The organism is Methylocella sp., assembly GCF_044226135.1.
GTDB lineage: Bacteria > Pseudomonadota > Alphaproteobacteria > Rhizobiales > Beijerinckiaceae > Methylocapsa.
Genome location: NZ_JBGAHM010000002.1, coordinates 96204 through 116295 on the forward strand (window position 1 = coordinate 96204; position 20092 = coordinate 116295).

The 20092-nt window shown below is 70.8% G+C and carries 18 protein-coding genes; 10 read left to right on the forward strand and 8 right to left on the reverse strand.

Going from position 1 to position 20092, the window contains the following annotated elements; translation table 11 throughout:
- Positions 1-150: 150 nt before the first annotated feature.
- Positions 151-813 (forward strand): PadR family transcriptional regulator, encoded by a 663-nt coding sequence (locus tag ACILRB_RS01755; RefSeq protein ID WP_395664582.1) that lies wholly within the window; start codon positions 151-153, stop codon positions 811-813.
- A 25-nt stretch (positions 814-838) separates the two neighbouring features.
- Here the strand turns inward: ACILRB_RS01755 and ACILRB_RS01760 are convergent, their stop codons facing one another.
- From ACILRB_RS01760 to cysG, 4 genes are all read right to left on the reverse strand, one after another.
- A complete protein-coding gene (locus ACILRB_RS01760) occupies positions 839-1831 on the reverse strand; it encodes a phosphoribosylaminoimidazolesuccinocarboxamide synthase (RefSeq protein ID WP_395664583.1) in 993 nt (330 codons plus the stop codon).
- A gap of 101 nt (positions 1832-1932) precedes the next feature.
- Complete coding sequence (typA, locus tag ACILRB_RS01765) at positions 1933-3753, reverse strand: translational GTPase TypA (RefSeq protein WP_395664584.1); 1821 nt, start codon at positions 3751-3753, stop codon at positions 1933-1935.
- A 208-nt stretch (positions 3754-3961) separates the two neighbouring features.
- Complete coding sequence (locus tag ACILRB_RS01770) at positions 3962-5257, reverse strand: ABC transporter substrate-binding protein (protein WP_395664585.1); 1296 nt, start codon at positions 5255-5257, stop codon at positions 3962-3964.
- Between the two features lie 161 nt (positions 5258-5418).
- Complete coding sequence (gene cysG / locus ACILRB_RS01775; protein ID WP_395664586.1) at positions 5419-6930, reverse strand: siroheme synthase CysG; 1512 nt, start codon at positions 6928-6930, stop codon at positions 5419-5421.
- On the opposite strand from cysG, the gene ACILRB_RS01780 reads away from it, so the two are divergent.
- Positions 6929-7888, forward strand: coding sequence for a transporter substrate-binding domain-containing protein (locus ACILRB_RS01780; RefSeq protein ID WP_395664587.1), 960 nt, complete (start codon positions 6929-6931; stop codon positions 7886-7888). The two genes, cysG and ACILRB_RS01780, sit on opposite strands and share 2 nt — an antisense overlap.
- Positions 7889-7900: 12 nt before the next feature.
- On the opposite strand, the gene ACILRB_RS01785 is transcribed toward ACILRB_RS01780, so the two are convergent.
- The gene (locus ACILRB_RS01785) at positions 7901-8494 is read right to left on the reverse strand and encodes an SCO family protein (protein ID WP_395664588.1); all 594 of its coding nucleotides are present in this window, start codon (positions 8492-8494) and stop codon (positions 7901-7903) included.
- A 283-nt stretch (positions 8495-8777) separates the two neighbouring features.
- Between ACILRB_RS01785 and ACILRB_RS01790 the strand changes: the two genes are divergently transcribed.
- The 3 genes from ACILRB_RS01790 to ACILRB_RS01800 are packed head-to-tail and all read left to right on the forward strand — an operon-like array spanning position 8778 to position 12127.
- Positions 8778-9884: a CobW family GTP-binding protein gene (locus ACILRB_RS01790; RefSeq protein ID WP_395664589.1), complete on the forward strand. Its 1107-nt coding sequence runs from the start codon at positions 8778-8780 to the stop codon at positions 9882-9884.
- Position 9885: 1 nt separating this feature from the next.
- A complete protein-coding gene (locus tag ACILRB_RS01795) occupies positions 9886-10905 on the forward strand; it encodes a WD40 repeat domain-containing protein (protein WP_395664590.1) in 1020 nt (339 codons plus the stop codon).
- A gap of 55 nt (positions 10906-10960) precedes the next feature.
- Positions 10961-12127, forward strand: a complete 1167-nt coding sequence (locus tag ACILRB_RS01800; protein WP_395664591.1) for a patatin-like phospholipase family protein — start codon at positions 10961-10963, stop codon at positions 12125-12127.
- A gap of 209 nt (positions 12128-12336) precedes the next feature.
- Here the strand turns inward: ACILRB_RS01800 and ACILRB_RS01805 are convergent, their stop codons facing one another.
- Together ACILRB_RS01805 and pheT are read right to left on the reverse strand one after the other, a co-directional pair.
- The gene (locus ACILRB_RS01805) at positions 12337-12747 is read right to left on the reverse strand and encodes a hypothetical protein (RefSeq protein WP_395664592.1); all 411 of its coding nucleotides are present in this window, start codon (positions 12745-12747) and stop codon (positions 12337-12339) included.
- Between the two features lie 7 nt (positions 12748-12754).
- Complete coding sequence (pheT, locus tag ACILRB_RS01810) at positions 12755-15187, reverse strand: phenylalanine--tRNA ligase subunit beta (protein ID WP_395664593.1); 2433 nt, start codon at positions 15185-15187, stop codon at positions 12755-12757.
- Between the two features lie 201 nt (positions 15188-15388).
- Here pheT and ACILRB_RS01815 point away from each other — a divergent pair, with 201 nt between their 5' ends.
- The 5 genes from ACILRB_RS01815 to ACILRB_RS01835 all read left to right on the forward strand — a co-directional run bounded on the left by ACILRB_RS01815 (position 15389) and on the right by ACILRB_RS01835 (position 19103).
- Positions 15389-15772, forward strand: coding sequence for a hypothetical protein (locus ACILRB_RS01815; RefSeq protein WP_395664594.1), 384 nt, complete (start codon positions 15389-15391; stop codon positions 15770-15772).
- A 100-nt stretch (positions 15773-15872) separates the two neighbouring features.
- Positions 15873-16682, forward strand: coding sequence for an SDR family NAD(P)-dependent oxidoreductase (locus tag ACILRB_RS01820; RefSeq protein ID WP_395664595.1), 810 nt, complete (start codon positions 15873-15875; stop codon positions 16680-16682).
- A gap of 47 nt (positions 16683-16729) precedes the next feature.
- Positions 16730-17527, forward strand: coding sequence for a glutamine amidotransferase (locus ACILRB_RS01825; RefSeq protein ID WP_395664596.1), 798 nt, complete (start codon positions 16730-16732; stop codon positions 17525-17527).
- A 136-nt stretch (positions 17528-17663) separates the two neighbouring features.
- Complete coding sequence (locus ACILRB_RS01830) at positions 17664-18089, forward strand: DUF3597 domain-containing protein (RefSeq protein WP_395664597.1); 426 nt, start codon at positions 17664-17666, stop codon at positions 18087-18089.
- A 180-nt stretch (positions 18090-18269) separates the two neighbouring features.
- Positions 18270-19103, forward strand: coding sequence for a formate/nitrite transporter family protein (locus ACILRB_RS01835; RefSeq protein ID WP_395664598.1), 834 nt, complete (start codon positions 18270-18272; stop codon positions 19101-19103).
- Between the two features lie 4 nt (positions 19104-19107).
- On the opposite strand, the gene ACILRB_RS01840 is transcribed toward ACILRB_RS01835, so the two are convergent.
- A complete protein-coding gene (locus tag ACILRB_RS01840) occupies positions 19108-20049 on the reverse strand; it encodes a site-specific tyrosine recombinase XerD (RefSeq protein ID WP_395664599.1) in 942 nt (313 codons plus the stop codon).
- Between the last annotated feature and the right edge of the window lie 43 nt (positions 20050-20092).

The following is a 20092-nucleotide window of genomic DNA, read 5'->3' on the forward strand; positions in this document are numbered from 1 at the left end:
CGCGCCCTGGCGGGCCGATATGGCGCCGGGGCCACGGTCAGAATTTCTTTACCCTCTTTTCGCCGCAAATTTTCGGCCCGCGCCGCCTGTTGACGCATCTTAGATATATCTCTATATCAGATATATCGAAACACAAACGGAATAGCTCCCATGAGACGCCATCCCTTCTTTCATTTCTTCGCCCGCGACGACGAGCCCGGCCGCCATGGCCCGCGCGGCCATGGCGGATTTTCCGCGCGCGGCCGCGACCCGTTCGCCGACGAGGCGTTCGACGAAGCGCCGCACGGCCATGGCCATGGGCGCGGCCCCCTGGGGCCGTTCGCGCGGCGCGGCGGCCCGCGCCGGCGCCTGTTCGACCAGGGCGACCTGCGGCTCGTGGCGCTGAAGCTGATCGCCGAGAAGCCGTCCTACGGCTATGAGATCATCAAGCGCGTCGAGGAGCGCGTCGGCGGCGCCTATGCGCCGAGCCCCGGCGTGGTCTATCCGACGCTGACCCTGCTCGAGGAGCTTGGCGCGATCGCCGTGCGCGAGACCGACGGGCCGCGCAAGCTCTTTGCGGCGACGCCCGAGGGCGAGGCGATGCTGGAGCAGAACGCCGCGGCCGTGGCGTCGATTTTCGCGCGCATGGACGAGCAGGGCGCCCGCCACGGCGGCGGCAGGGCGCCGCAGATCGTGCGGGCGATCGAGAATCTGCGCATGGCGCTGCGGCTGCGGCTCGAGGCCGGCCCGCTCGGCGCGCAGGAGGTGGAGCGCGTCGCCGCCGCCCTCGACCGCGCGGCGCAGGAGATCGCGCGGCGCGACGACGGCGCCTGAGCGCGCTGGGGCGCGACGCCCGCAGTCAGCGCGCGAACAGATGCGCGAGATTGGCGCGGATGCGCTCGAGCGGCGTCTCGCCGGGCGCCGGCAGGACGAAGTCGCGGCCGGTGATCGTCTCGAAGATGCGGAGATAGGTCGCCGCCGCCTCGAGCACGACGTTTTGCGGGATCTCGGGGATCGCGTCGCGATAGGGGTCGCAGCGCGCGGCGACCCAGTTGCGGATGAAATCCTTGTCGAGACTGTCGGGGGCCGCGCCGGCCGCAAGGCGCGCCTCATAGGTCTCGGCGAGCCAGAACCGGCTCGAATCCGGCGTATGGATCTCGTCGGCGAGGATCAGATGGCCCTCGGCGTTGAAGCCGAACTCATATTTGGTGTCGGCGAGAATCAGCCCGCGCGCCGCCGCGATCTCGCGGCCGCGCGCAAAAAGCGCGAGCGCCTTTTGCGAGACGTCCTCCCACTGGCGCGGCGTCAGGAGGCCGAGGTCGAGAATCTCGTCGGCGCCGAGCGGCGCGTCATGGGCGCCATGCCCCGCCTTGGTGGTCGGGGTCAGGATGGTCTGCGGCAGCTTCTCGTTGGCGCGCATCCCGTCGGGAAAGGCGAGGCCGTACATGCGGCGCGCGCCGCTCCTGTACATGGTCAGGATCGAGGTGTTGGTCGTCCCCGCGAGATAGTCGCGCACGACGATCTCGACGGGCGCCATCTCGAGCCGCTCGACGATCATGACGTTGGGGTCGGGATCGGCCCTGACGTGGTTCGGGCAGAGGTCGCCCGTCGCCTCGAACCAGAAACGCGCGATCTCGGTCAGGACCCGCCCCTTGAACGGGATGGCGGCGAGATTGCGGTCGAAGGCGCTGACCCGGTCGGTCGCGATCAGCACGCGCTCGCCATGGGCGAGGTCGTAATTGTCGCGCACCTTGCCGCGGTAGAAATTCGGCAGTTCGGGAATGAAGGCGTCGGCGAGCACATGGTCGGCGTAGGGCGCAAGCGCCTGCGCGTTCAGCCTCTGGCGCTCCATCTGGCGCTCCCTGTCCTTTGCGTGAAACGGGCTCGTGCGGAAAACGGGCGCGGCCGCGGCGCCTGACGCCGGATTTCTGCGTCAGGCGCCCGGTTTTGGCCTCAGGCGCTTTCCTTGGCCCGCTCGGCGCGCTTGCGGTCGTTCGGGTCGAGATGGACCTTGCGCAGGCGGATCGACTTCGGCGTCACCTCGACGAGTTCGTCTTCCTCGATATAGGCCAGCGCGCGCTCGAGCGTCATGCGGATCGGCGGGGTCAGGCGCACCGCCTCGTCCTTGCCGGCGGCGCGGATGTTGGTCAGCTGCTTGCCCTTGAGCACGTTGATCTCGAGGTCGTTCTCGCGGGTGTGCTCGCCGACGATCATGCCGCGATAGACCTTCCAGCCGGGCTCGATCATCATCGGCCCGCGGTCTTCGAGCTTCCACATGGCGTAGGCGACGGATTCGCCGTTGTCGTTCGAGATCAGCACGCCGTTGCGCCGCCCGGCGATCTCGCCCTTGTAGGCGGCGTAGCCGTGGAACAGGCGGTTCATGATCGCCGTGCCGCGCGTGTCGGTCAAAAGTTCGCCCTGATAGCCGATCAGGCCGCGCGTCGGCGCGTGGAACACGAGGCGCTGGCGATTGCCGCCCGAGGGGCGCATCTCGATCATCTCGGCCTTGCGCTCGGCCATCTTCTGCACCACGACGCCGGAATATTCCTCGTCGACGTCGATCACCACCTCCTCGATCGGCTCGAGCAGGGCCTTGCCGTCCTCGGTCTTCTGCAGCACCACCTTGGGCCGCGAGACGGAGAGTTCAAAACCCTCGCGGCGCATGGTCTCGATCAGGATCGCGAGCTGAAGCTCGCCGCGGCCCGAGACGATATAGGAATCCGAACCCGGCGAATCCTCGATCTTGAGCGCGACATTGCCCTCGGCCTCCTTGTAGAGGCGGGCGCGGATGACGCGGCTCGTCACCTTGTCGCCCTCGGTGCCGGCGAGCGGGGAGTCGTTGACCGAGAAGGTCATGGACAGCGTCGGCGGGTCGATCGGCTGGGCCTGCAGCGGCTCGGAGACTTCGGGCGCGCACAGCGTGTCGGCGACGTTGAATTTCTCGAACCCGGCGATGGCCACGATGTCGCCGGCCTCGGCCTCCTCGATCGGCGCGCGCTCGATGCCGCGGAAGGCGAGGATTTTCGACACGCGGCCCTGTTCGAGCACCTTGCCGTCGCGGTCGAGCACTTTCACCGCCTGGTTCGGCTTGACGCTGCCCGAGAAGACGCGGCCGGTGACCAGGCGCCCGAGATAGGGGTTCGCCTCAAGCAGCGTGCCGAGCATGCGGAAGCCGCCCTCCTCGACCTTCGGCTCGGGCACATGCTTCAGCACGAGGTCGAACAGCGGGCCCATGCCGTCCTTGGGGCCTTCGGGGTCCTCGGCCATCCAGCCCTGCTTGGCCGAACCGTAGAGGATCGGGAAGTCGAGCTGCTCGTCGGTGGCGTCGAGCGCGGCGAACAGGTCGAACACCTCGTTGACCACCTCGGTCACGCGGGCGTCGGGCTTGTCGACCTTGTTGACGGCGACGATCGGCTTCAGCCCGATCTTGAGCGCCTTGCCGACCACGAATTTGGTCTGCGGCATCGGCCCTTCGGCGGCGTCGACCAGCACGATGGCGCCGTCGACCATCGACAGGATGCGCTCCACCTCGCCGCCGAAGTCGGCGTGGCCGGGCGTGTCGACGATGTTGATGCGCGCATCCTTCCAGGCGATCGAGGTCGCCTTGGCCATGATGGTGATGCCGCGCTCTTTTTCGAGGTCGTTCGAATCCATCACGCGTTCGGCGACGCGCTGGTTCTCGCGGAAGGCGCCGGACTGCTGGAGCAGCCGGTCGACGAGCGTCGTCTTGCCGTGGTCGACGTGGGCGATGATGGCGATGTTGCGCAGCTTCATACGGTGTGCCGTGTCTTCTGGTCGGGCCGCGTGCAGGGCCGAGCCGGCGCCAAAAGGCGCGCCGCCGCGCCCGATCGCGTTCGGGCCGGCCTGCAGCGTCTGTCAAAGGAAATTTCGCGTCGCAGCATCCCATATACGAAATGCGGCCTTTTGGAAACCCGCGCCGCGCGACGGGCTTTGCGCGCCCGCGCGACGCGGTCCGGCGCGCCTATTTGGCGATTCCGGCGAGGGCGCGGCGGCGGTCGGCGATGGCCTGGCGCGCCTCGGCCAGCGCGAGCCCCGTCGCCGCCGCCCGCCCCGGCGCAGCCGCATGGGCCCAGTCATGGGCGAGCGCCTGCGCCAGCGCGCCGTCGGCCTCTTGTTCGAGCATGGCCAGCGCCGGCAGGGTCTCGGCCGCGCGCGCGGCGCGCATGACCTCGGTCAGGCGCAGCAGCACGCCGTCGAGGCCGGCGTCGCGCCGCGCCCCGAGCCGCGCCGCGAGCGTCGCCGCCGCGGTGCCCAGAAAGCTCGCGAGCATCGCGCCTATGTAGATGAAATCGCTGTATTTGTCGAAAAAGGTCTGCTCGTCGTCGTCGAGATAGGCGAGCGCGCCCGGATGCGCCGGCGGCGTCGCGCCCCTGTCGGTCGAGGGCGGCTCGATGCGGGCGGCGAGCGGCTCGCGCAGGGCGAGCGCCGGGCGCGCCGACAGAAACTGCTCGGTCAGCGCGGCGACCACGTCGTCGGACAGGCTGCGCCGCGCGACGAGCCGGGTCGCGACGCCGAGCGTGTCGAAATTGGACGCGGGTTTCGGCGGCGCCCCGCCAAAGGCGCCGCGCAGCACCTCGACCTCCTCGAAGTCGGGCCGGCGCTGCGCGATCGCCGCCGCGTCCTCGATGGGGATGAACGCCGGCGGCCCCTCGCCCGCCCGCGTCACCGCGCCGACGGCGGCGTCCATGGTGTCCGACCCCGGCGTGTCGACGATCAGCGCCGCGTCGGCGACGCCCCCCGACAGCGCCGCGGCAAGGTCGCGCGGCGCGATCTCCACGCGACGCACGGCCGAGGGCTTCACGTCGGCCTGCTCCAGCGCGGCGTCGAGCAGGGCGCCGGAGCCGCGCCCGGCGTGCGCCGTCTCGACCACGGCGACGCGCTTGCCGGCGAGGTCCCTGACCTCCTTCAGCGGCGAGCCCGCCGGCGCGGCGAGCACGGCGGCGTTGCGGCGCAGGATCAGCACGGTCTGGCCCTCGGCCGGCGCGGCGACGTCGGCGCGCACCACGGCGAGGTCGACCTTGCCCTCCTCGAACAGGGCCGCGCTCTGCGCCAGCGTGTCCGCCGGAACGAGCTTGAGGCGGACGCCAAGCTCCCCTTGCGAGAAATTATGCGCGGCGGCGGCGAGGATGTCGCGGTCGTCGCCCTCGCGCGTCACGGCGACCCGCAGATGGGTCGGCCGCTCGAAGAAATAAAGGCAAAGGCCGGCCGCGGCGAAGACCAGGGCGAAGATCGCGACGATCACGGCGATGCGGCGCACGCGCTCCTCCTGGTTTCCCGTTTTCGCCCGGCCGGCGTTGTTCCGGACGACCGGCTTTCCGCGCGCAAACGGTGGGGCGACAAGTACGCGCATTGTCGTCAACGCGCGGCCGCGCGCAAGCGGCGCCGTTTGACGCGCGCCGCGCGCCCCAAAACGGCGCGTCAGACCTGCGCGGCCGCAGCCTCCGCGGCCTGCGCCGCCCCGGCCCCGGCCGCCGCCTCGCCGAAGGGCGCGCCGATCAGGATGAGGCAGGGCCCGTCCGGCGCCAGCGCCGCGGCCCGTTCCGGCAAAGCGTCGATCGTCGCGCCCATGCGCCGCTCGTCGGGGCAGGTCGCGCGCTCCACGATCATGACCGGCGTCGCCGGGTCGGCGCCGGCGCCAAGCAGCTTCTCGCGCAGCGCGCCGGCCATGCGCGCGCCCATGTAAACCACGCTCGACGCGCCGGGATCGGCGAGCGCGCGCCAGTCCATGTCGTCGGGCAGGCGCCCGTCATGGGCGTGGGCGGTGACGAACTGCGTGCGCCGCGCGCGCCGGCGCTCGGTCAGAGAGACCTGCAGCGCGGCGGCGGCGCCGAGCGCCGCGGTGACGCCCGCGACGACCTCGACCGGCACGCCGGCGGCCCGCAGCGCCGCGATCTCCTCGGCGGCGCGGCCGAAGATCATCGGATCGCCGCCCTTGAGCCGCACCACCCTCTTGCCCTCCCGGGCGAGGCGGATCATCTGCGCGACGATCGCGTCCTGCTTGCAGGAGGGCCGATAGCCGCGCTTGCCGACGGGAATCTTCTCCGCCTCCCTGCGCCCCATGTCGAGGATCGCCGGCGCGACGAGATCGTCATAGAGAATCGCGTCGGCCCCCTGCAGCATGCGCAGGGCCTTGAGGGTGATGAGCTCCGGGTCGCCCGGCCCCGCGCCGACGAGCGCGACCGAGCCGCGCCGCGCCTCCGTTTCGCCGGCCCGCGCCGCGCCGATGAGCGCGTCGAACTCGTTTTCGCGCGGCGGGCGGCCCGAAAAGGCGCCGTCGTTGAACAGCTCCCAGAAGCGCCGGCGCAGCTTCGGGCCGAGGTCGAGCGCCTTCAGCGGCGCGCGAAACGCCTTCGCCGCCTGCGCCCAGGCGCGGATCGGCTGCGGCAGCAGCGCCTCGATGCGCCCGCGCAGGGCCTGGCCGAGGATCGGCGAGGCCCCGGCGGTCGAGACCGCGACGACGAGCGGCGAGCGCTCGACGATCGCGCCGAACTGGAAATCGGACGCCGCCGGCTTGTCGATCACGTTGAGAGGAACGCCGCGCGCCCGCGCCAGCGCCTGAAGCGCCAGCGCCGCGTCGAGCGTCGCGCAGTCGGCGACGACGAGCGCCGCGCCGTCGATGTCTTCGGCGCGCAGGGCGCGGCGCGCGAGGCGCAGGCGGTCAGGCCGCAGCCGCGCGAGCCTTTCAAGCGCGGCGCAGGGGTGCGGCGCGAGCGCCAGAACCTCGGCGCCTGCGGCCTGCAGCAGCTCGGCCTTCCAGGACGCGGCCTCGGAGCCGCCGGCGAGCAGGACGCGCCGCCCGCGCAGCGCGAAAAACGCCGGCAGCAAATCGAGATCGCCCATCGCCGCGCGCGCCGGCGCGGACGAGCCGGCGCGAGGCCCTTCGCCGCCTTTGCCGTCCGCCCCGTCGTCGTTATAGTCCCTGTCCAGCATGCCGGCCCGCGTCCCTTTCTCCCCGCCGCGCGAAAGCGCCCGCCCCGTCTCCGTCCGCCCCGTCTCCAGGGCGCGCCCGGCCTCAAGGTCAGGCGCGGCCCGTCGCCCGGGCGCGCCCTCAGGCCCGCTTCTCGCCCTGCTCGTCGCCCTGCTCCCGGCCCTGCCCGGCCTGCCCGCCGCAACGGCGCATGCGGACCCGTTCACGCCGAATTTCTTCGATCCCAACGCGCGGCCCGACAAGCCCGACCTCGGCGCCGTGCAGTCGCTGCGCTTCCTGACCGACCGCGACTTTCCGCCGTTCCATTATGAGGCCGAGGACGGAACGCTCAAGGGCTTCGACGTCGACCTCGCCCGCGCGCTCTGCGACTCGCTGAAGCTCACTTGCACGATTCAGGCCCGCCGCTACGACACGCTGGCCGACGCGCTCGACAAGGGCGAGGGCGACGCCATTCTAGGCTCGCTCCGGATCGACGCCAAATCGCGCGAAAAATTCGATTTCTCCGCGCCCTACGCCAAAACCCCGGCCCGCTTCGCGCGCCGCCGCGAAAACCTCCTTGGCGAGGCGACGCCCGAGACGCTGCGCGGCAAATTCGTCGGCGTCGTCGCGAAAAGCGCGCATGAAGCCTATCTCGACGCCTTTTTTCCCGGCGCGACGCGCAAGGCCTATGACTCGCCGAAGGCCCTGACCGAGGCGCTCAAGGCCGGCGAGGTCGACGCCATCTTCATGGACGGCGTCGCGCTCAGCTTCTGGCTGCGCGGGCCCGAGGCCGAAGGCTGCTGCGCCTTTTCGGGCGGCCCCTACATGGAGTCGCGCTTCTTCGGCGAAGGGCTCGGGATCGCGCTGAAAAAGGGCGATCCGGCGCTGCGCGAGGCGCTCGACCATGCGCTCGCCTCGCTGTTCGCCAAGGGCGTCGCGGCCGACCTCTACCTCAAATATTTTCCGCTCGGCTATTATTGAGAGGCGGCCGCCTCAAAGATAAGGCCTGAGCTCGGCCGCCGCCGCCCCCGCCGGACGGTCGAGGTTGAAGGCGCTCACGAAGCGCCCGTTGCGGTCCATGAGATAGACCACGCCGGTGTGGTCGACCACATAGTCGCCCGACGCGTCGGGCTCGTGCAGCTTGTAATAGGCGCGAAACGCCTTCGCCGCCGCGCGGATCTGCGCCTCGCTCCCGGTCAGCCCGACGATGCGCGGATCGAAGCTCGACAGATAGTCCTTCAGCGTCTTCGCGTCGTCGCGCGCCGGATCGACGCTCACGAACAGGCCGCCGATGCGGGCGTCGGGCCCGAGCGCCGCGAGCGTGGCCGACATCTGCGCGAGCGCCGTCGGGCACACGTCGGGGCAATGGGTGTAGCCGAAGAAGACGAGATGCGGACGGCCCCTGAGGTCGGCGTCCGAGAAGGGCGCGCCGTCCGTCGTCTTGAGGCTGAAGGGCGCGCCGATGGCGGCGTGGCTCTGGCCCGCGCCGCGCTTTTCGAGGTCGCGGAAGGCGAACACGCCGAAGCCGACGAGGCCGAGCGCCAGCAGCGCGAGGATGGGAAGCAGGGAGCGGGAAGCCTTGGTCACGGGCCCGGCCTAGCAGATCCCGCCGGCGTCTTCAAATTTTCGCCCGGCCCCCGCCAGCCCCGACTTGGCGGCCCGACTTGGCGGCCCGACTTGGCGGCCCCGACTTGGCGGCCCCGACTTGGCGGCCCCGACTTGGCGACGCCGCCGCGCGCGCCTATCTTGAGGCCCGAAAGCCGCCCCGCCCCGGGAGGCGCCGGCGCCGGGCCTGCCCCTGGGCGGGGTCCGGCGCCTCCGACGGCCTTTGGGCGCGCCCGCGTCGAGCATCAGCCGTCAAGGACCCGCAATGACCGATAAAATTCCCGTCACCGTGCTCACCGGCTATCTCGGCGCCGGCAAGACGACGCTCCTGAACCGCATCCTGACCGAGGACCACGGCCATAAATTCGCGGTCATCGTCAATGAATTCGGCGAGATCGGCATCGACAACGACCTTATCGTCGGCGCCGACGAGGAAGTCTTCGAGATGAACAACGGCTGCGTCTGCTGCACCGTGCGCGGCGACCTCATCCGCATCATCGAGGGGCTCCTGAAGCGCAAGGGCCGGTTCGACGCGATCATCGTCGAGACCACCGGCCTCGCCGACCCCGCGCCCGTGGCCCAGACCTTCTTCGTCGACGAGGACGTGCGCGCGGCGGCCCGCCTCGACGCGGTGGTCACCGTCGCCGACGCCAAGTTCCTGCTGTCGCGGCTCGACGACTCGCCCGAGGCGAAGAACCAGATCGCCTTCGCCGACGTGATCGTCCTGAACAAGATCGACCTCGTGCCGCCGGACGAGGCGCGCTTCGTCGAAGAGCGCATCCACGCGATCAACCCTTACGCAAAAATTCACAAGGCCAGAAACTGCGCCGTGCCGATCGGCGACGTGCTGAACCGCAACGCCTTCGACCTCGACCGCATTCTGTCGATCGAGCCGCAGTTCCTCGAAACCGGGGAGGCGCACGGCGACGGCCATCATCACGGCCACGACCATCATCATGAGCACGGGCATGGTCATGAGCACGGACACGACCATGCGCATGACCACGACTGCGTCGGCGAGGGCTGCGAAAACCCCGCCCACCATCAGGGCGGCGGCCTGAAGCACTACCACGACGAGGACGTGCAGTCGGTTTCGCTGGCCATCGAGGGCGACGTCGACGCCGACAAATTCATGCCCTGGATCAACGCGCTGGTACAGAAGGAAGGCCCCTCGATCCTGCGCTCCAAAGGCATCCTCGCCTTTCGCGGCGAGCCGAAGCGCTTCGTCTTCCAGGGCGTGCACATGATCATGGACGGCGACCTGCAGCGCGACTGGAAGCCCGGCGAGGCGCGCCGCAGCCGCATCGTGTTCATCGGCCGCAACCTCAGGGAAGACGAGATCCGCGACGGCTTCCTCGCCTGCGCCGCCTGACATGAGCGTGACCGGAGAAGCCGCAAGGCCGTCGCTCGCCAGCTTCGTCGCGGCCTTCGACGCCGGCGCCGAGGCCGTCGCCGCCGCCTTCCTGAAGGGCGCGCCGGCGCTCGCCCTCGCCGACGGGACGATTGTGCTCGACGGCGCGGGCGCGGCGCGGCGCGTCGTCGCCCATGAGAACGGCGTGATCCTCGCCGCCAGCGCGGCGGCCGGGCGCCTCGTGACCGGGGGCGACGACGGGCGCGTCGTCGAGACCGCGGCCGACGGCGCGACGCGCGAGCTCCACGCCGCGCCCGGCAAATGGATCGACGCCGTCGCGGCGCGCGGCGACGGGGCCTGCGCCTGGTCGAGCGGCCGGACCGTGTTCGCGCGCGCCGCCAAGGGCGAGGTCAAGAGCTTCTCGGCCCCCTCGACCGTGCGCGGCCTCGCCTTCATGCCCAAGGGGTACCGGCTCGTCGTGTCGCATTACAACGGCGCGAGCCTGTGGTTTCCAAACGTCGCGGGGCCTGCGGAGGAGCTCTACTGGAAGGGCTCGCACCTCGAGGCGACCGTCTCGCCCGACGGGCGCTTCGTCGTCACCGCCATGCAGGAGAACGCGCTGCACGCCTGGCGCCTCTCCGACGCCAGGGACCTGCGGCTCGCGGGCTATCCGGCGAAGCCCCGCTCGCTGTCATGGTCGGCCGACGGCGACTGGCTTGCGACCTCGGGCGCGGAGGCCGCCATCGTCTGGCCGTTCAGCGCCAAGGACGGGCCGCTCAACAAGACGCCGCGCGAATTCGGCATGATGGCGACGCGCGTCTGCGCCGTCGCCTTCCACCCCAAAAGCCCGATTCTGGCGCAGGGCCATGAGGACGGGACGATCCTGCTCTGCCGTTTCGCCGACGGCGCCGAGCTTTTCGTGCGCGCGGCGCAGGCGGGGCCGGAGGCGGCGATCTCGGCGCTGGCCTGGGACGAGGCCGGCAAGCGCCTGCTGTTTGGCGCGAAGGACGGCGCGGCCGGCCTGCTGACCATGCCGGTCTGAGGCGCCTTCACGCCTTTGTCATGATCGCCGGCTAGATCGCCGCGGAGGCTTTCGCGTGAACGACTCAAGACCCCTTCACGGCCGGACGGCCCGGGACGACCTTCGCAGGATCGTCGCGGACTATGACCGCGTCGCGCTGGCGCTGCAGGGCGGCGGCGCGCTCGGCGCCTATCAGATCGGCGTGTTCGAGGCGCTGTCTGAGGCCGGCGTCGAGCCGGACTGGATCTCCGGCGTCTCGATCGGCGCGATCAACGGCGCGATCATCGCCGGCAATCCGGTCGAACGGCGCCTCGCCCGCCTCGAGGAGTTCTGGAACACCGTCTCCGGGCGCAGGATCTGGGCCTATACGCCGGACGGGGATTATTTCCGCGACCTGCGCAACCGCTCGAGCTCGCTCGTCACCGTCATGTTCGGCCAGCCCGGATTCTTCCGGCCGCGCCGCGTCAGCCCCTGGATGCAGCCTGAGGGCTCGGAAGCGGCGACGAGCTATTATGACGCCTCGGAGCTGCGCGAGACGCTCGAGCGTCTCGTCGACTTCGACATTCTGAACGACGGCCGCCAGCGCCTCAGCGTCGGGGCGGTCAATGTGCGCACCGGCAATTTCCTGTATTTCGACACGCAGCGCCAGCGCGTCGGGCCGGAGCATGTCATGGCCTCGGCGGCGCTGCCGCCCTCCATGGCCGCCGTGCGCATCGACGGCGAATATTACTGGGACGGCGGCCTCGTCTCGAACACGCCGCTGCAATATCTGCTCGAACAGGAGGAGCGCCAGTCGGCCCTCGCCTTCCAGGTCGATCTTTACAGCGCGCGCGGCGGCCTGCCGCGCAACATGTCCGACGTCATGACCCGGCGCAAGGACATCATGTTCTCGAGCCGCACGCGCCAGAACACCGACGCCTTCGCGCGCGTCCATAACCTCAGGACCCAGCTCGTCGAGGCGCTGAAGCGCGTGCCCCCGGACAGGCTCGAGCCGTTCGAGCGCAAGATGATCCTCGACGCCGAGACCCCCGCCGTCGTCAACATCGTGCATCTCATCTACCAGCACAAAAGCTATGAGGGCCACGCGCGCGACTATGAGTTCTCGGGCACCTCGATGCGCGAGCATCGCGCGGCGGGCTATGAGGACACGCGGCGCACGCTGCGCCACAAGGACTGGCTGCGGCGCGACTCGCTCACCCAGATCGTGACGGTGCACGACATGCACCGCGAAGACCCGACCTGAGCGCGAGACGAGGGGACGCCGGCGCCGGTCCGTCGACACGCTCCTTCCCACTGTTCACGCGCGTGTTCTTGGGTTCACGCGCGTGTTCCTGGGTTCACGCGCGTGTTCTTGGAGCGCGTTCGGACTTCATCGAGTCGCGAACGCGCTCCAACATCTTGTTTTCACGGATTTTCCTAACGCAAAAGTCTTCGATTTTTACTGAACCCGCCCTAACGCGCCCGGCGGCCCGAGACCGTCGCGAAGGCCACGCGCTGCCTGGCGCCGCCCTGCGCCGCCGCGGCGTGGCGGCTGGCGCGGCCCGCATGGGCGGCGTGGCGCGAGGCATGGCCGCGCGCGGCGTGGCGCGCGTGGCGGCCGTCGTGGCGGCCATGGCGCGCCGCTTTCTGCGGCGCGGGCTCGGCGGCCGGACCCGCGTCGACGCCTTCGGCGGCGTCGAAGGCCTTCTCGGACATGATCACGTTCTTGGCCGGCGGCCCGAAGCGGGCGAGGCAGCGGTTGTAGGCGTCCGCCGCCTCGATCTTCTCGCAGTCGTCGATGCTGTCGGCGCGCGCCGGCGCGACGGCGTGAAGCGCGAGGCCGAGCAGGGCGCACAGGAGCAGGGCGGCGGAACGGCGTCTCACCTGTTCGTCATCCTCTGAGGGTCGCTCCGGTCTTCTGCGCGACCTCGGCGACGATTTTGCCCGCGGCCGCGTCGATCTCGGCGTCGGTCAGGGTTTTTTCGCGCGGCTGCAGCGTGACGCAGACGCCGACGGATTTCTTGCCCGGCTCGACGCCCGGGCCTTCATAGACGTCGAAGACCTCGGCGTCCGTAACGAGGGTCTTTTCGGCGCCGAGCGCCGCCCTCAGCACCTCGGCGGCGGGCGTCGCCTTTGCGACCACGAAGGCGAAGTCGCGCCGCACGGGCATCAGTTCGGCGAGGTCGAGCTTCGGTCTGGCCTTTGTCGGCTTCGATTTGGGCGAGGGTATGTCATCGAGCAGAAGCTCGAAGGCGACGATCGGCCCCTCCGCGCCAAGCGCCTCGAGCACGCGCGGATGCAGTTCGCCGAAATGGCCGAGCTTCGCCTTCGGGCCGAACTGCAGCGTGGCGCTGCGCCCGGGATGCAGAAACGCCGGGCCGCCCGGGACGGTCTGCAACCCGCCGAGCGGGGCGCCGAGCGCCGAAAGCAGCGCCAGCGCGTCGGCCTTGGCGTCGAACACGTCGACCTCGCCCGCGCCGCCGGCCCAGCTGCGCCCCGCGCCCGAAACCTTGGCCGAGCCCTGACGCAGCGCGGCGGCGGCGGTCTTCTGGCCGCGCTCCGAGGCGTCCCTGAAAATCTGCCCGACCTCGAACAGGGCGACGTCGCCAAAGCCCCGGTCGGCGTTGCGCCGGGCCGCGGCGAGAAGGCCCGGCAAAAGGCTCGGGCGCATGTCGGAAAGGTCGCTCGAGATCGGATTGGCGAGGCGCAGCCCGGCCGACCCGCCGCCGAACGCCTCGGCCTGCCGGCGCGAGACGAAGGACCAGGTCACCGCCTCGACGAGGCCCGCGGCGGCGAGCGCCCGGCGCGCCGTCTTGACGCGTCGTTGCGAAGGCGTCAGCGCCGGCGCCTCGACGCCCGGCTGCTCGCGCGCGAAGGGGCGCGCCGTCACGCGGTCGAGGCCGGCGATCCGGGTGATCTCCTCGACGAGGTCGGCCGGGCCCTCGACGTCCGGCCGGAAGCTCGGGACCTTGACGATGACGCGGTCGGAATTGCCGGGCGAGCCGCCGAGCTCGAAGCCGAGATGCTCCAGAATCCGCGTCATCTCGCCCTGTTCGAGATCGAGCCCGGTCAGCCGCGCGACCTCCGACAGAAAGAACTCGATGCGATGGTCGGGCTGCGGGATCTTGCCCGAGAGCGCGGCCGCGGAGGCCTCGCCGCCGCAGAATTCAAGGATCATCCGCGTCGCAAGGTCGAGCCCCGGCATGAGGAAGGCCGGATCGACGCCGCGCTCGAAGCGGTAGCGCGCGTCGGAGTTGATCCCGAGCCTTCGGCCGGTGCGGGCGATGTTGACCGGGTCCCACAGCGCCGCCTCGATCAGGACGTCGGTCGTCCCCTCGTCGCAGCCCGACGCCGCCCCGCCCATGATTCCGGCGAGCGACAGCGGGCCGCCTTCATCGGCGACGACGATCGCCTCGGGGTCGAGCGCATAGGTCCGGCCGTCGAGCGCGGCGAGCGTCTCGCCCGCGGCCGCGCGGCGCACCGTCAGCGCGCCTCTGACCTTGGCGGCGTCGAACACATGCAGCGGGCGGGCGCGGTCGAAGCTCAGATAATTGGTCACGTCGACGAGCGCGTTGATCGGCCGCAGGCCGATCGCCTTGAGCCGCCGGCGCATCCATTCCGGGCTCTCGCCGTTCCGCACGCCGCGCACGAGGCGCAGGGCGAAGGCCGGGGCGAGCCGGGCGTCTTCGGCCGAAAGCTCGATCCGCGCCGCCTCGGGCGCCGCAAGGCGCGCCTCGACCGGCCCGATCCCGCGCCCCTTGAAGCGCCCGAGGCCGGCGGCGGCGAGGTCGCGCGCGACGCCCTCGACCCCCATGGCGTCCGGCCGGTTCGGCAGCAGGTTGAAGTCGACGACCGGATCGGCGAGGCCCGCGACCTCGGCGAAGGCGGCGCCGACCGGCGCGTCCCCGCCAAGCTCCAGAATGCCCTCGGACTCGGCCGAAAGGCCAAGCTCGGCCCCCGAGCACAGCATGCCGTTCGACTCGACGCCGCGGATCACGCCCTTCGCCAGCGTGACGTTCCTGGCCGGAATGACGGCGCCGGGCGGCGCGAACACGGTCTTGAGGCCGGCGCGCGCGTTGGGCGCGCCGCAGACGACCTGAACCGGCTCGCCCGCGCCGACGTCGACGCGGCAGACCTGCAGCCGGTCGGCGTTCGGATGGCGTTCCGCCGCCACGATCAGCGCGACGCGGAAATCCTTCAGCGCCTCGGCCGGATCGGCGACATGCTCGACCTCGAGGCCGATGCGGGTCAAAGCCCCGACGACCTCGTCGAGCGAGGCCGCGGCGTCGAGATGGTCCTTGAGCCAGGAGAGCGTGAATTTCATGTGCGTTCCGAATGCCGCGCGGCGCGGGCCCAGATGCGCCGCGCCTCAAGTCAAAGTCCGGTCTTCTCTAGCTTCTTCGGACGCCGTCAGGAAACCCCCGCGCGCCGGCCATGGCGCGCGGGGCTTGCGAAACCCTGGTTTTGCGGGCAATCCTGCGCGCGCCGCGCCAGAGCTTCAGCCCGCGGCGACGAAAGGCCCGACATGACCCGCGCTCCGCTCAAGGCCCTGCCGCTTCTGGCCGTTTTCGCCATGGCGACGTTCGCCGGCGCGGCGCGGGCCGCCGATTATTCGGCCGCCCCGGGCGCGCCGCAGGAGGGCGTGCCCTGCTCGATCGGCCAGCCGTTCTGGGAGCCCTCGAAGGCGACCGCGCAGGAGCTCGCCGAGCGCGACGGCTGGCCCGCCGTCTATTACGGCCATTTCTCGGGCGGGCGCCCCTATCAGGACGCCTCCGGCCAGAACCTCGTCGACTGGCGCGACGAGCACATGTGCTTTCCGTCGAGCCGCCAGTGCCAGGACTGGGTCAGATCGTCCCATGCGAGCCATCATGACCCCGAGGGCTGGCGCGGCTGCCTGCTGCTGCGCTGAGCGCAAGGCGGCCGCTCTCAGAAGTTTGATCGCGCGTGGTTAACAGGACATTTACCCTACGGGCGCCAAGGTCGGGCGACGTCCGCAGGAACCGAAGCCATTGCCCCAGACCGACGATTTTCGCGCCGCCGCCCGTCCCGTCACGCTCGTCACCGGAGCGTCCGGCGGCATCGGGGCCGATCTCGCGCGGGTGTTCGCCGAAAAGGGCCATGACCTCGCCCTTGTCGCGCGCGGCGCGCCGGCGCTCGAGGCGGTCGCCGCCGAGATCGAGGCGACGGGGCGCCCGCGCCCGCTGACCTTCGCGCTCGACCTCGCTGAGGCCGACGCCGTCGACCGGCTCGAACGCGCGCTCAGGGGCGCCGGCGCGCGCGTCGAAATTCTGGTCAACAACGCCGGATTCGGCCTCGTCGGCGAGGTCGCCGAGCTGTCCGAGGCCGGGCAGCTCGCCATGATCGACCTCAACGTCAGGGCGCTGACGCAGCTTTGCGTGCGCTTTCTCGCCGACGTGAAGGCCGCGCGCGGCAAGATTCTCAACGTCGGCTCGGTCGTGTCCTATTTTCCCGGCGGGCCCGGCATGGCCGTCTATTACGCCTCGAAAGCCTATGTGCTGTCCTTCACCCGGGGGCTGGCGCAGGAATTGCTTGGCACGGGCGTCACCGTGTCCGCGCTCTGTCCCGGCGTCACGCCGACGGGGTTTCAGGCGCGGGCGGGCTTCGCGTCGGGCCAGCTCGACCGGATCCCGGCGACCTCCTCGCGCAGCGTCGCCGAGGCCGGCTATGGCGGGCTGATGCGCGGGCGACGCGAGATCGTCCCCGGCGCCTTCAACCTGATGGGCGCCTGGCTCATGCCCTTCGCGCCGCGCGGCGCGCTGTTGCAGGCGGTGCGGCGCGCGCAGATGGGGCGCCGCTGACAGGAACAGGACCACAGACCCTTTCAACGAGGCGCGTATTTCCGACGATGGCCATAGCGCACCGACCCAAAGCCGAACCTTCTCCGCGCAAAGCTGAAGCAGCTCCGCGCAAGGTGCTGGTCGTCCTGCACCAGCAGTGCTCGAGCCCGGGCCGGATCGGCCGCCTGCTCGGCGGCTTCGGCCATGAGCTCGACATCCGCCGCCCGCGCTTCGGCGATCCCCTGCCGAAAAGCCTCGCCGACCACGCCGGCGCGATCATCTTCGGCGGGCCGATGAGCGTCAATGACGAGGACGACTGGATCCGCCGCGAGATCGACTGGATCGGCGTGCCGCTGCGGGAAGAAAAGCCGTTCATCGGCGTCTGCCTCGGCGCGCAGATGCTGGCGCGCCATCTCGGCCATCGCGTCCGCGCCCATCCGCAGGGGCGCGTCGAGGTCGGCTATTACCCGATCGACCCGACCGAGCACGGCCATCTGCTGTGCGAGCGCCGCTTCCCGGACCGCGTCTATCAATGGCACCGCGAGGGCTTCGACCTGCCGAACGGCGCGACCCTGCTCGCGCGCGGCCATGATTTCGAGGCCCAGGCGTTCCGCACCGGCCCCTGCGCCATCGGCCTCCAGTTCCACCCCGAGGTCACCCTGCCGATGATCTGCCGCTGGTCGGCGCGCACGCAGGAGCGGCTCGACGCGCCGGGCGCGCGGCCGCTGCACCGCCATTTCGGCGGCTGGCTGCGGCACGACCGCGCCATCTCGCGCTGGTCCTCGGCCTTTCTGCGCCGCTGGATCGACGGCGCGCCGCCCGAGCGGCCGAAAGCGCAGGGCGCCGAAGCCTGCGCCCTCTCCTGAGCCCGGCCGGGGCGTTTTGGACGCCTTCGCGCGATTCCGTGCGATAGCGCACGGCGCCGAATCGGACCTTCGCGCGTTAAGCGTGGCCAGGGCGCGGCGGAAGGCGCCGCGCCCGGCCAAGCTCAAGGACCGTCACATGGGCATGTTCAGCAACATCATGTCGAAGCTTTTCGGCCATTCCTCCGCCCAGGCCGCGCCGGCTTCGGGCGGCGCGCAGGCTCCAGATCCCGCCGGCGCGGCCTCGACCGGCCCGGCGGCGACCCCTGCGGCCGGCGGCGTCGCCGCCTCGCCGACCGCCCTCGTCGACGTCGACGTCGCCCAGATTCTCGACGGCCTCGTCGCCCAGCATGGCCAGAAGCTCGACTGGCGCCATTCGATCGTCGACCTTTTGAAAACGCTCGACCTCGACTCGAGCCTGTCGGCGCGCAAGGAGCTCGCCCATGAGCTTGGCTACACGGGCTCGACCGACGACTCGGCCACGATGAACGTCTGGCTGATCAAGGAAGTTCTGAACAAGCTCAAGCAGAACGGCGGCAAGCTGCCGGCCGATCTCGTCAGCTGACCCTTCGCGCCTCGCGCGCGCGCCCTCCCGCAGCGCGATAAAAACATTCAGGCTGCGCGGATTTCATTCAGTCTGACGCGGCGCCGGTCAGATCCTGCGCCGCGTCGCCGCGCGCCGGCCGCGCGCGGCGCTGGAGCGGCTTTTGCAGGGCGGGCCCCCGTTCCCCACCGGAGGCCCGACATGGATTTCGTGAAACCCGGCGACATGGTCAACGCCATGGCCGATTCCGGCGCGACGCGTTCGCGCCTCAGCGTTCAGGACCTTCTGATTCGCGGCATGGTCGCCGGCGGCCTGCTCGGCATCGCCACGAGCCTCGCCGTCACCGGCGCGGTCCAGACCGGCGTCGCCTTCGCCGGCTCGATCGTCTTTCCGGTCGGCTTCGTGATGATCGTCTGCCTCGGGCTCGAACTCTCGACCGGCAATTTCGCCATTCTCGGCGTCTCCTCCCTCGCCGGCCGCAACGGCTGGGGCGCGACCTGGCGCAACTGGGGCTGGAGCTTTTTCGGCAATCTCGTCGGCAGCCTGATCTTCGCGCTGCTGCTCGCCGTCGCGCTGACCAACGCCTGGAGCACGCCGCCCGCCGGCGTGGCGCAGCGCATCGTCGAGATCGCCCAGGCCAAGACCACGGGCTATGCGGCCTTCGGCGCGGCCGGGCTCGTCACGGTCTTCGTCAAGGCCATGCTGTGCAACTGGATGGTGTGCATGGGCGTGACCATGTCGATGATGTCGACCTCGACCTTCGGCAAGATTTTCGGCGCCTGGCTGCCGATCTTCATCTTCTTCGGCCAGGGGTTCGAGCACGCCGTCGTCAACATGTTCGTGATCCCGGCCGGCATGCTGATGGGGGCCAAGGTGACGGTCGGCGACTGGTGGCTGTGGAACCAGATTCCGGTCACGCTCGGCAATCTCGTGGGCGGGCTCGTGTTCGTCGCCCTGCCCTGGTTCGCGACCTTCCGGCCGACCGCCGCGCCGCGCCCCGCCCCCCGCGAGATGGCCGCCTCCCCGGCCGAATGAGCGGTCAGCCGTCGCCGAGCGGATGCAGGTCGCGCACCATGGCCTTCATGCGCTCGTCGAGCACATGGGTGTAGATCTGCGTGGTGGCGATGTCGGCGTGGCCGAGCAGCTCCTGCACGGCGCGAAGGTCGGCGCCGTTCTGCAGCAGATGGCTGGCGAAGGCGTGGCGCAGCACATGCGGGCTCACCTTCGCCGCCGGCAGCCCGGCGGCGGCGGCGGCGCTCTTGAGCTCCCGCGCAAACGCCTGGCGCGTCAGATGGCCGCTTTCGCTGTCGGCCGGAAACAGAAACGGGCCGGCGGCGGCCGAGGGCCGCAGCCGCTCCAGCGCCGCGCGATAGGCGCGGATCTTCTCCCGCGCCCGCGTCGAGATCGGCGCGAGCCGCTCGCGCCCGCCCTTGCCCCTGACCGCGATCAGCGGCTCGCGCCCGCGCGCGACCGACTTCGGCAGCGCCACCAGCTCCGACACGCGCAGCCCCGTGGCGTAGAGAAGCTCGGTCAGGCAGGCCAGACGCAGGCGGCGCAGCGCCTCGCCAGGCCGGGCGTCGTCGGGCGCGTCAGCCTCGGCCGCGCCAAGCAGCCGGTCGACCTCGGCGACCGACAGGATCTTCGGCAGGGCGCGGCCGCGCCGCGGCCCGTCGACGATGGCGCAGGGGTTGTCGGCGCGCAGCCCGTCGGCCACGAGAAACCGGTGCAGCTGGCGCACCGCCGAGAGCTTTCGCGCCGCCGACGAGGTTTTGAGGCCCTGCGCCTCCAGCCTTTCGAGAAAGGCCGAGACGTTTTCGCTCGCGGCGTCGAGCGGGGTCTTTTCGCTGCGCGCCAGATGGCGGGCGTAATCGTCGAGGTCGCGCGCATAGGCGTCGAGCGTGTTCTTCGCCGCGCCGCGCTCGGCCGCGGCCATGTCGAGAAAGGCGTCGATCAGGGATTTGGAGCGGGCGAGCGGGGTCATCGCGCCTTTGTGCGCGCGGGCGGCTTAAAGGCCGGTGAAGGCT

What these genes read in the sequence shown, in the direction of transcription:
- ACILRB_RS01755 (WP_395664582.1), top strand. Translation starts at nt 151, where the DNA reads ATGAGACGCCATCCCTTCTTTCATTTCTTCGCCCGCGACGACGAGCCC.
- ACILRB_RS01760 (WP_395664583.1), bottom strand. Translation starts at nt 1,831, where the DNA reads ATGGAGCGCCAGAGGCTGAACGCGCAGGCGCTTGCGCCCTACGCCGAC.
- typA (WP_395664584.1), bottom strand. Translation starts at nt 3,753, where the DNA reads ATGAAGCTGCGCAACATCGCCATCATCGCCCACGTCGACCACGGCAAG.
- ACILRB_RS01780 (WP_395664587.1), top strand. Translation starts at nt 6,929, where the DNA reads ATGCCGGCCCGCGTCCCTTTCTCCCCGCCGCGCGAAAGCGCCCGCCCC.
- cysG (WP_395664586.1), bottom strand. Translation starts at nt 6,930, where the DNA reads ATGCTGGACAGGGACTATAACGACGACGGGGCGGACGGCAAAGGCGGC.
- ACILRB_RS01790 (WP_395664589.1), top strand. Translation starts at nt 8,778, where the DNA reads ATGACCGATAAAATTCCCGTCACCGTGCTCACCGGCTATCTCGGCGCC.
- ACILRB_RS01795 (WP_395664590.1), top strand. Translation starts at nt 9,886, where the DNA reads ATGAGCGTGACCGGAGAAGCCGCAAGGCCGTCGCTCGCCAGCTTCGTC.
- pheT (WP_395664593.1), bottom strand. Translation starts at nt 15,187, where the DNA reads ATGAAATTCACGCTCTCCTGGCTCAAGGACCATCTCGACGCCGCGGCC.
- ACILRB_RS01815 (WP_395664594.1), top strand. Translation starts at nt 15,389, where the DNA reads ATGACCCGCGCTCCGCTCAAGGCCCTGCCGCTTCTGGCCGTTTTCGCC.
- ACILRB_RS01825 (WP_395664596.1), top strand. Translation starts at nt 16,730, where the DNA reads ATGGCCATAGCGCACCGACCCAAAGCCGAACCTTCTCCGCGCAAAGCT.
- ACILRB_RS01830 (WP_395664597.1), top strand. Translation starts at nt 17,664, where the DNA reads ATGGGCATGTTCAGCAACATCATGTCGAAGCTTTTCGGCCATTCCTCC.
- ACILRB_RS01835 (WP_395664598.1), top strand. Translation starts at nt 18,270, where the DNA reads ATGGATTTCGTGAAACCCGGCGACATGGTCAACGCCATGGCCGATTCC.
- ACILRB_RS01840 (WP_395664599.1), bottom strand. Translation starts at nt 20,049, where the DNA reads ATGACCCCGCTCGCCCGCTCCAAATCCCTGATCGACGCCTTTCTCGAC.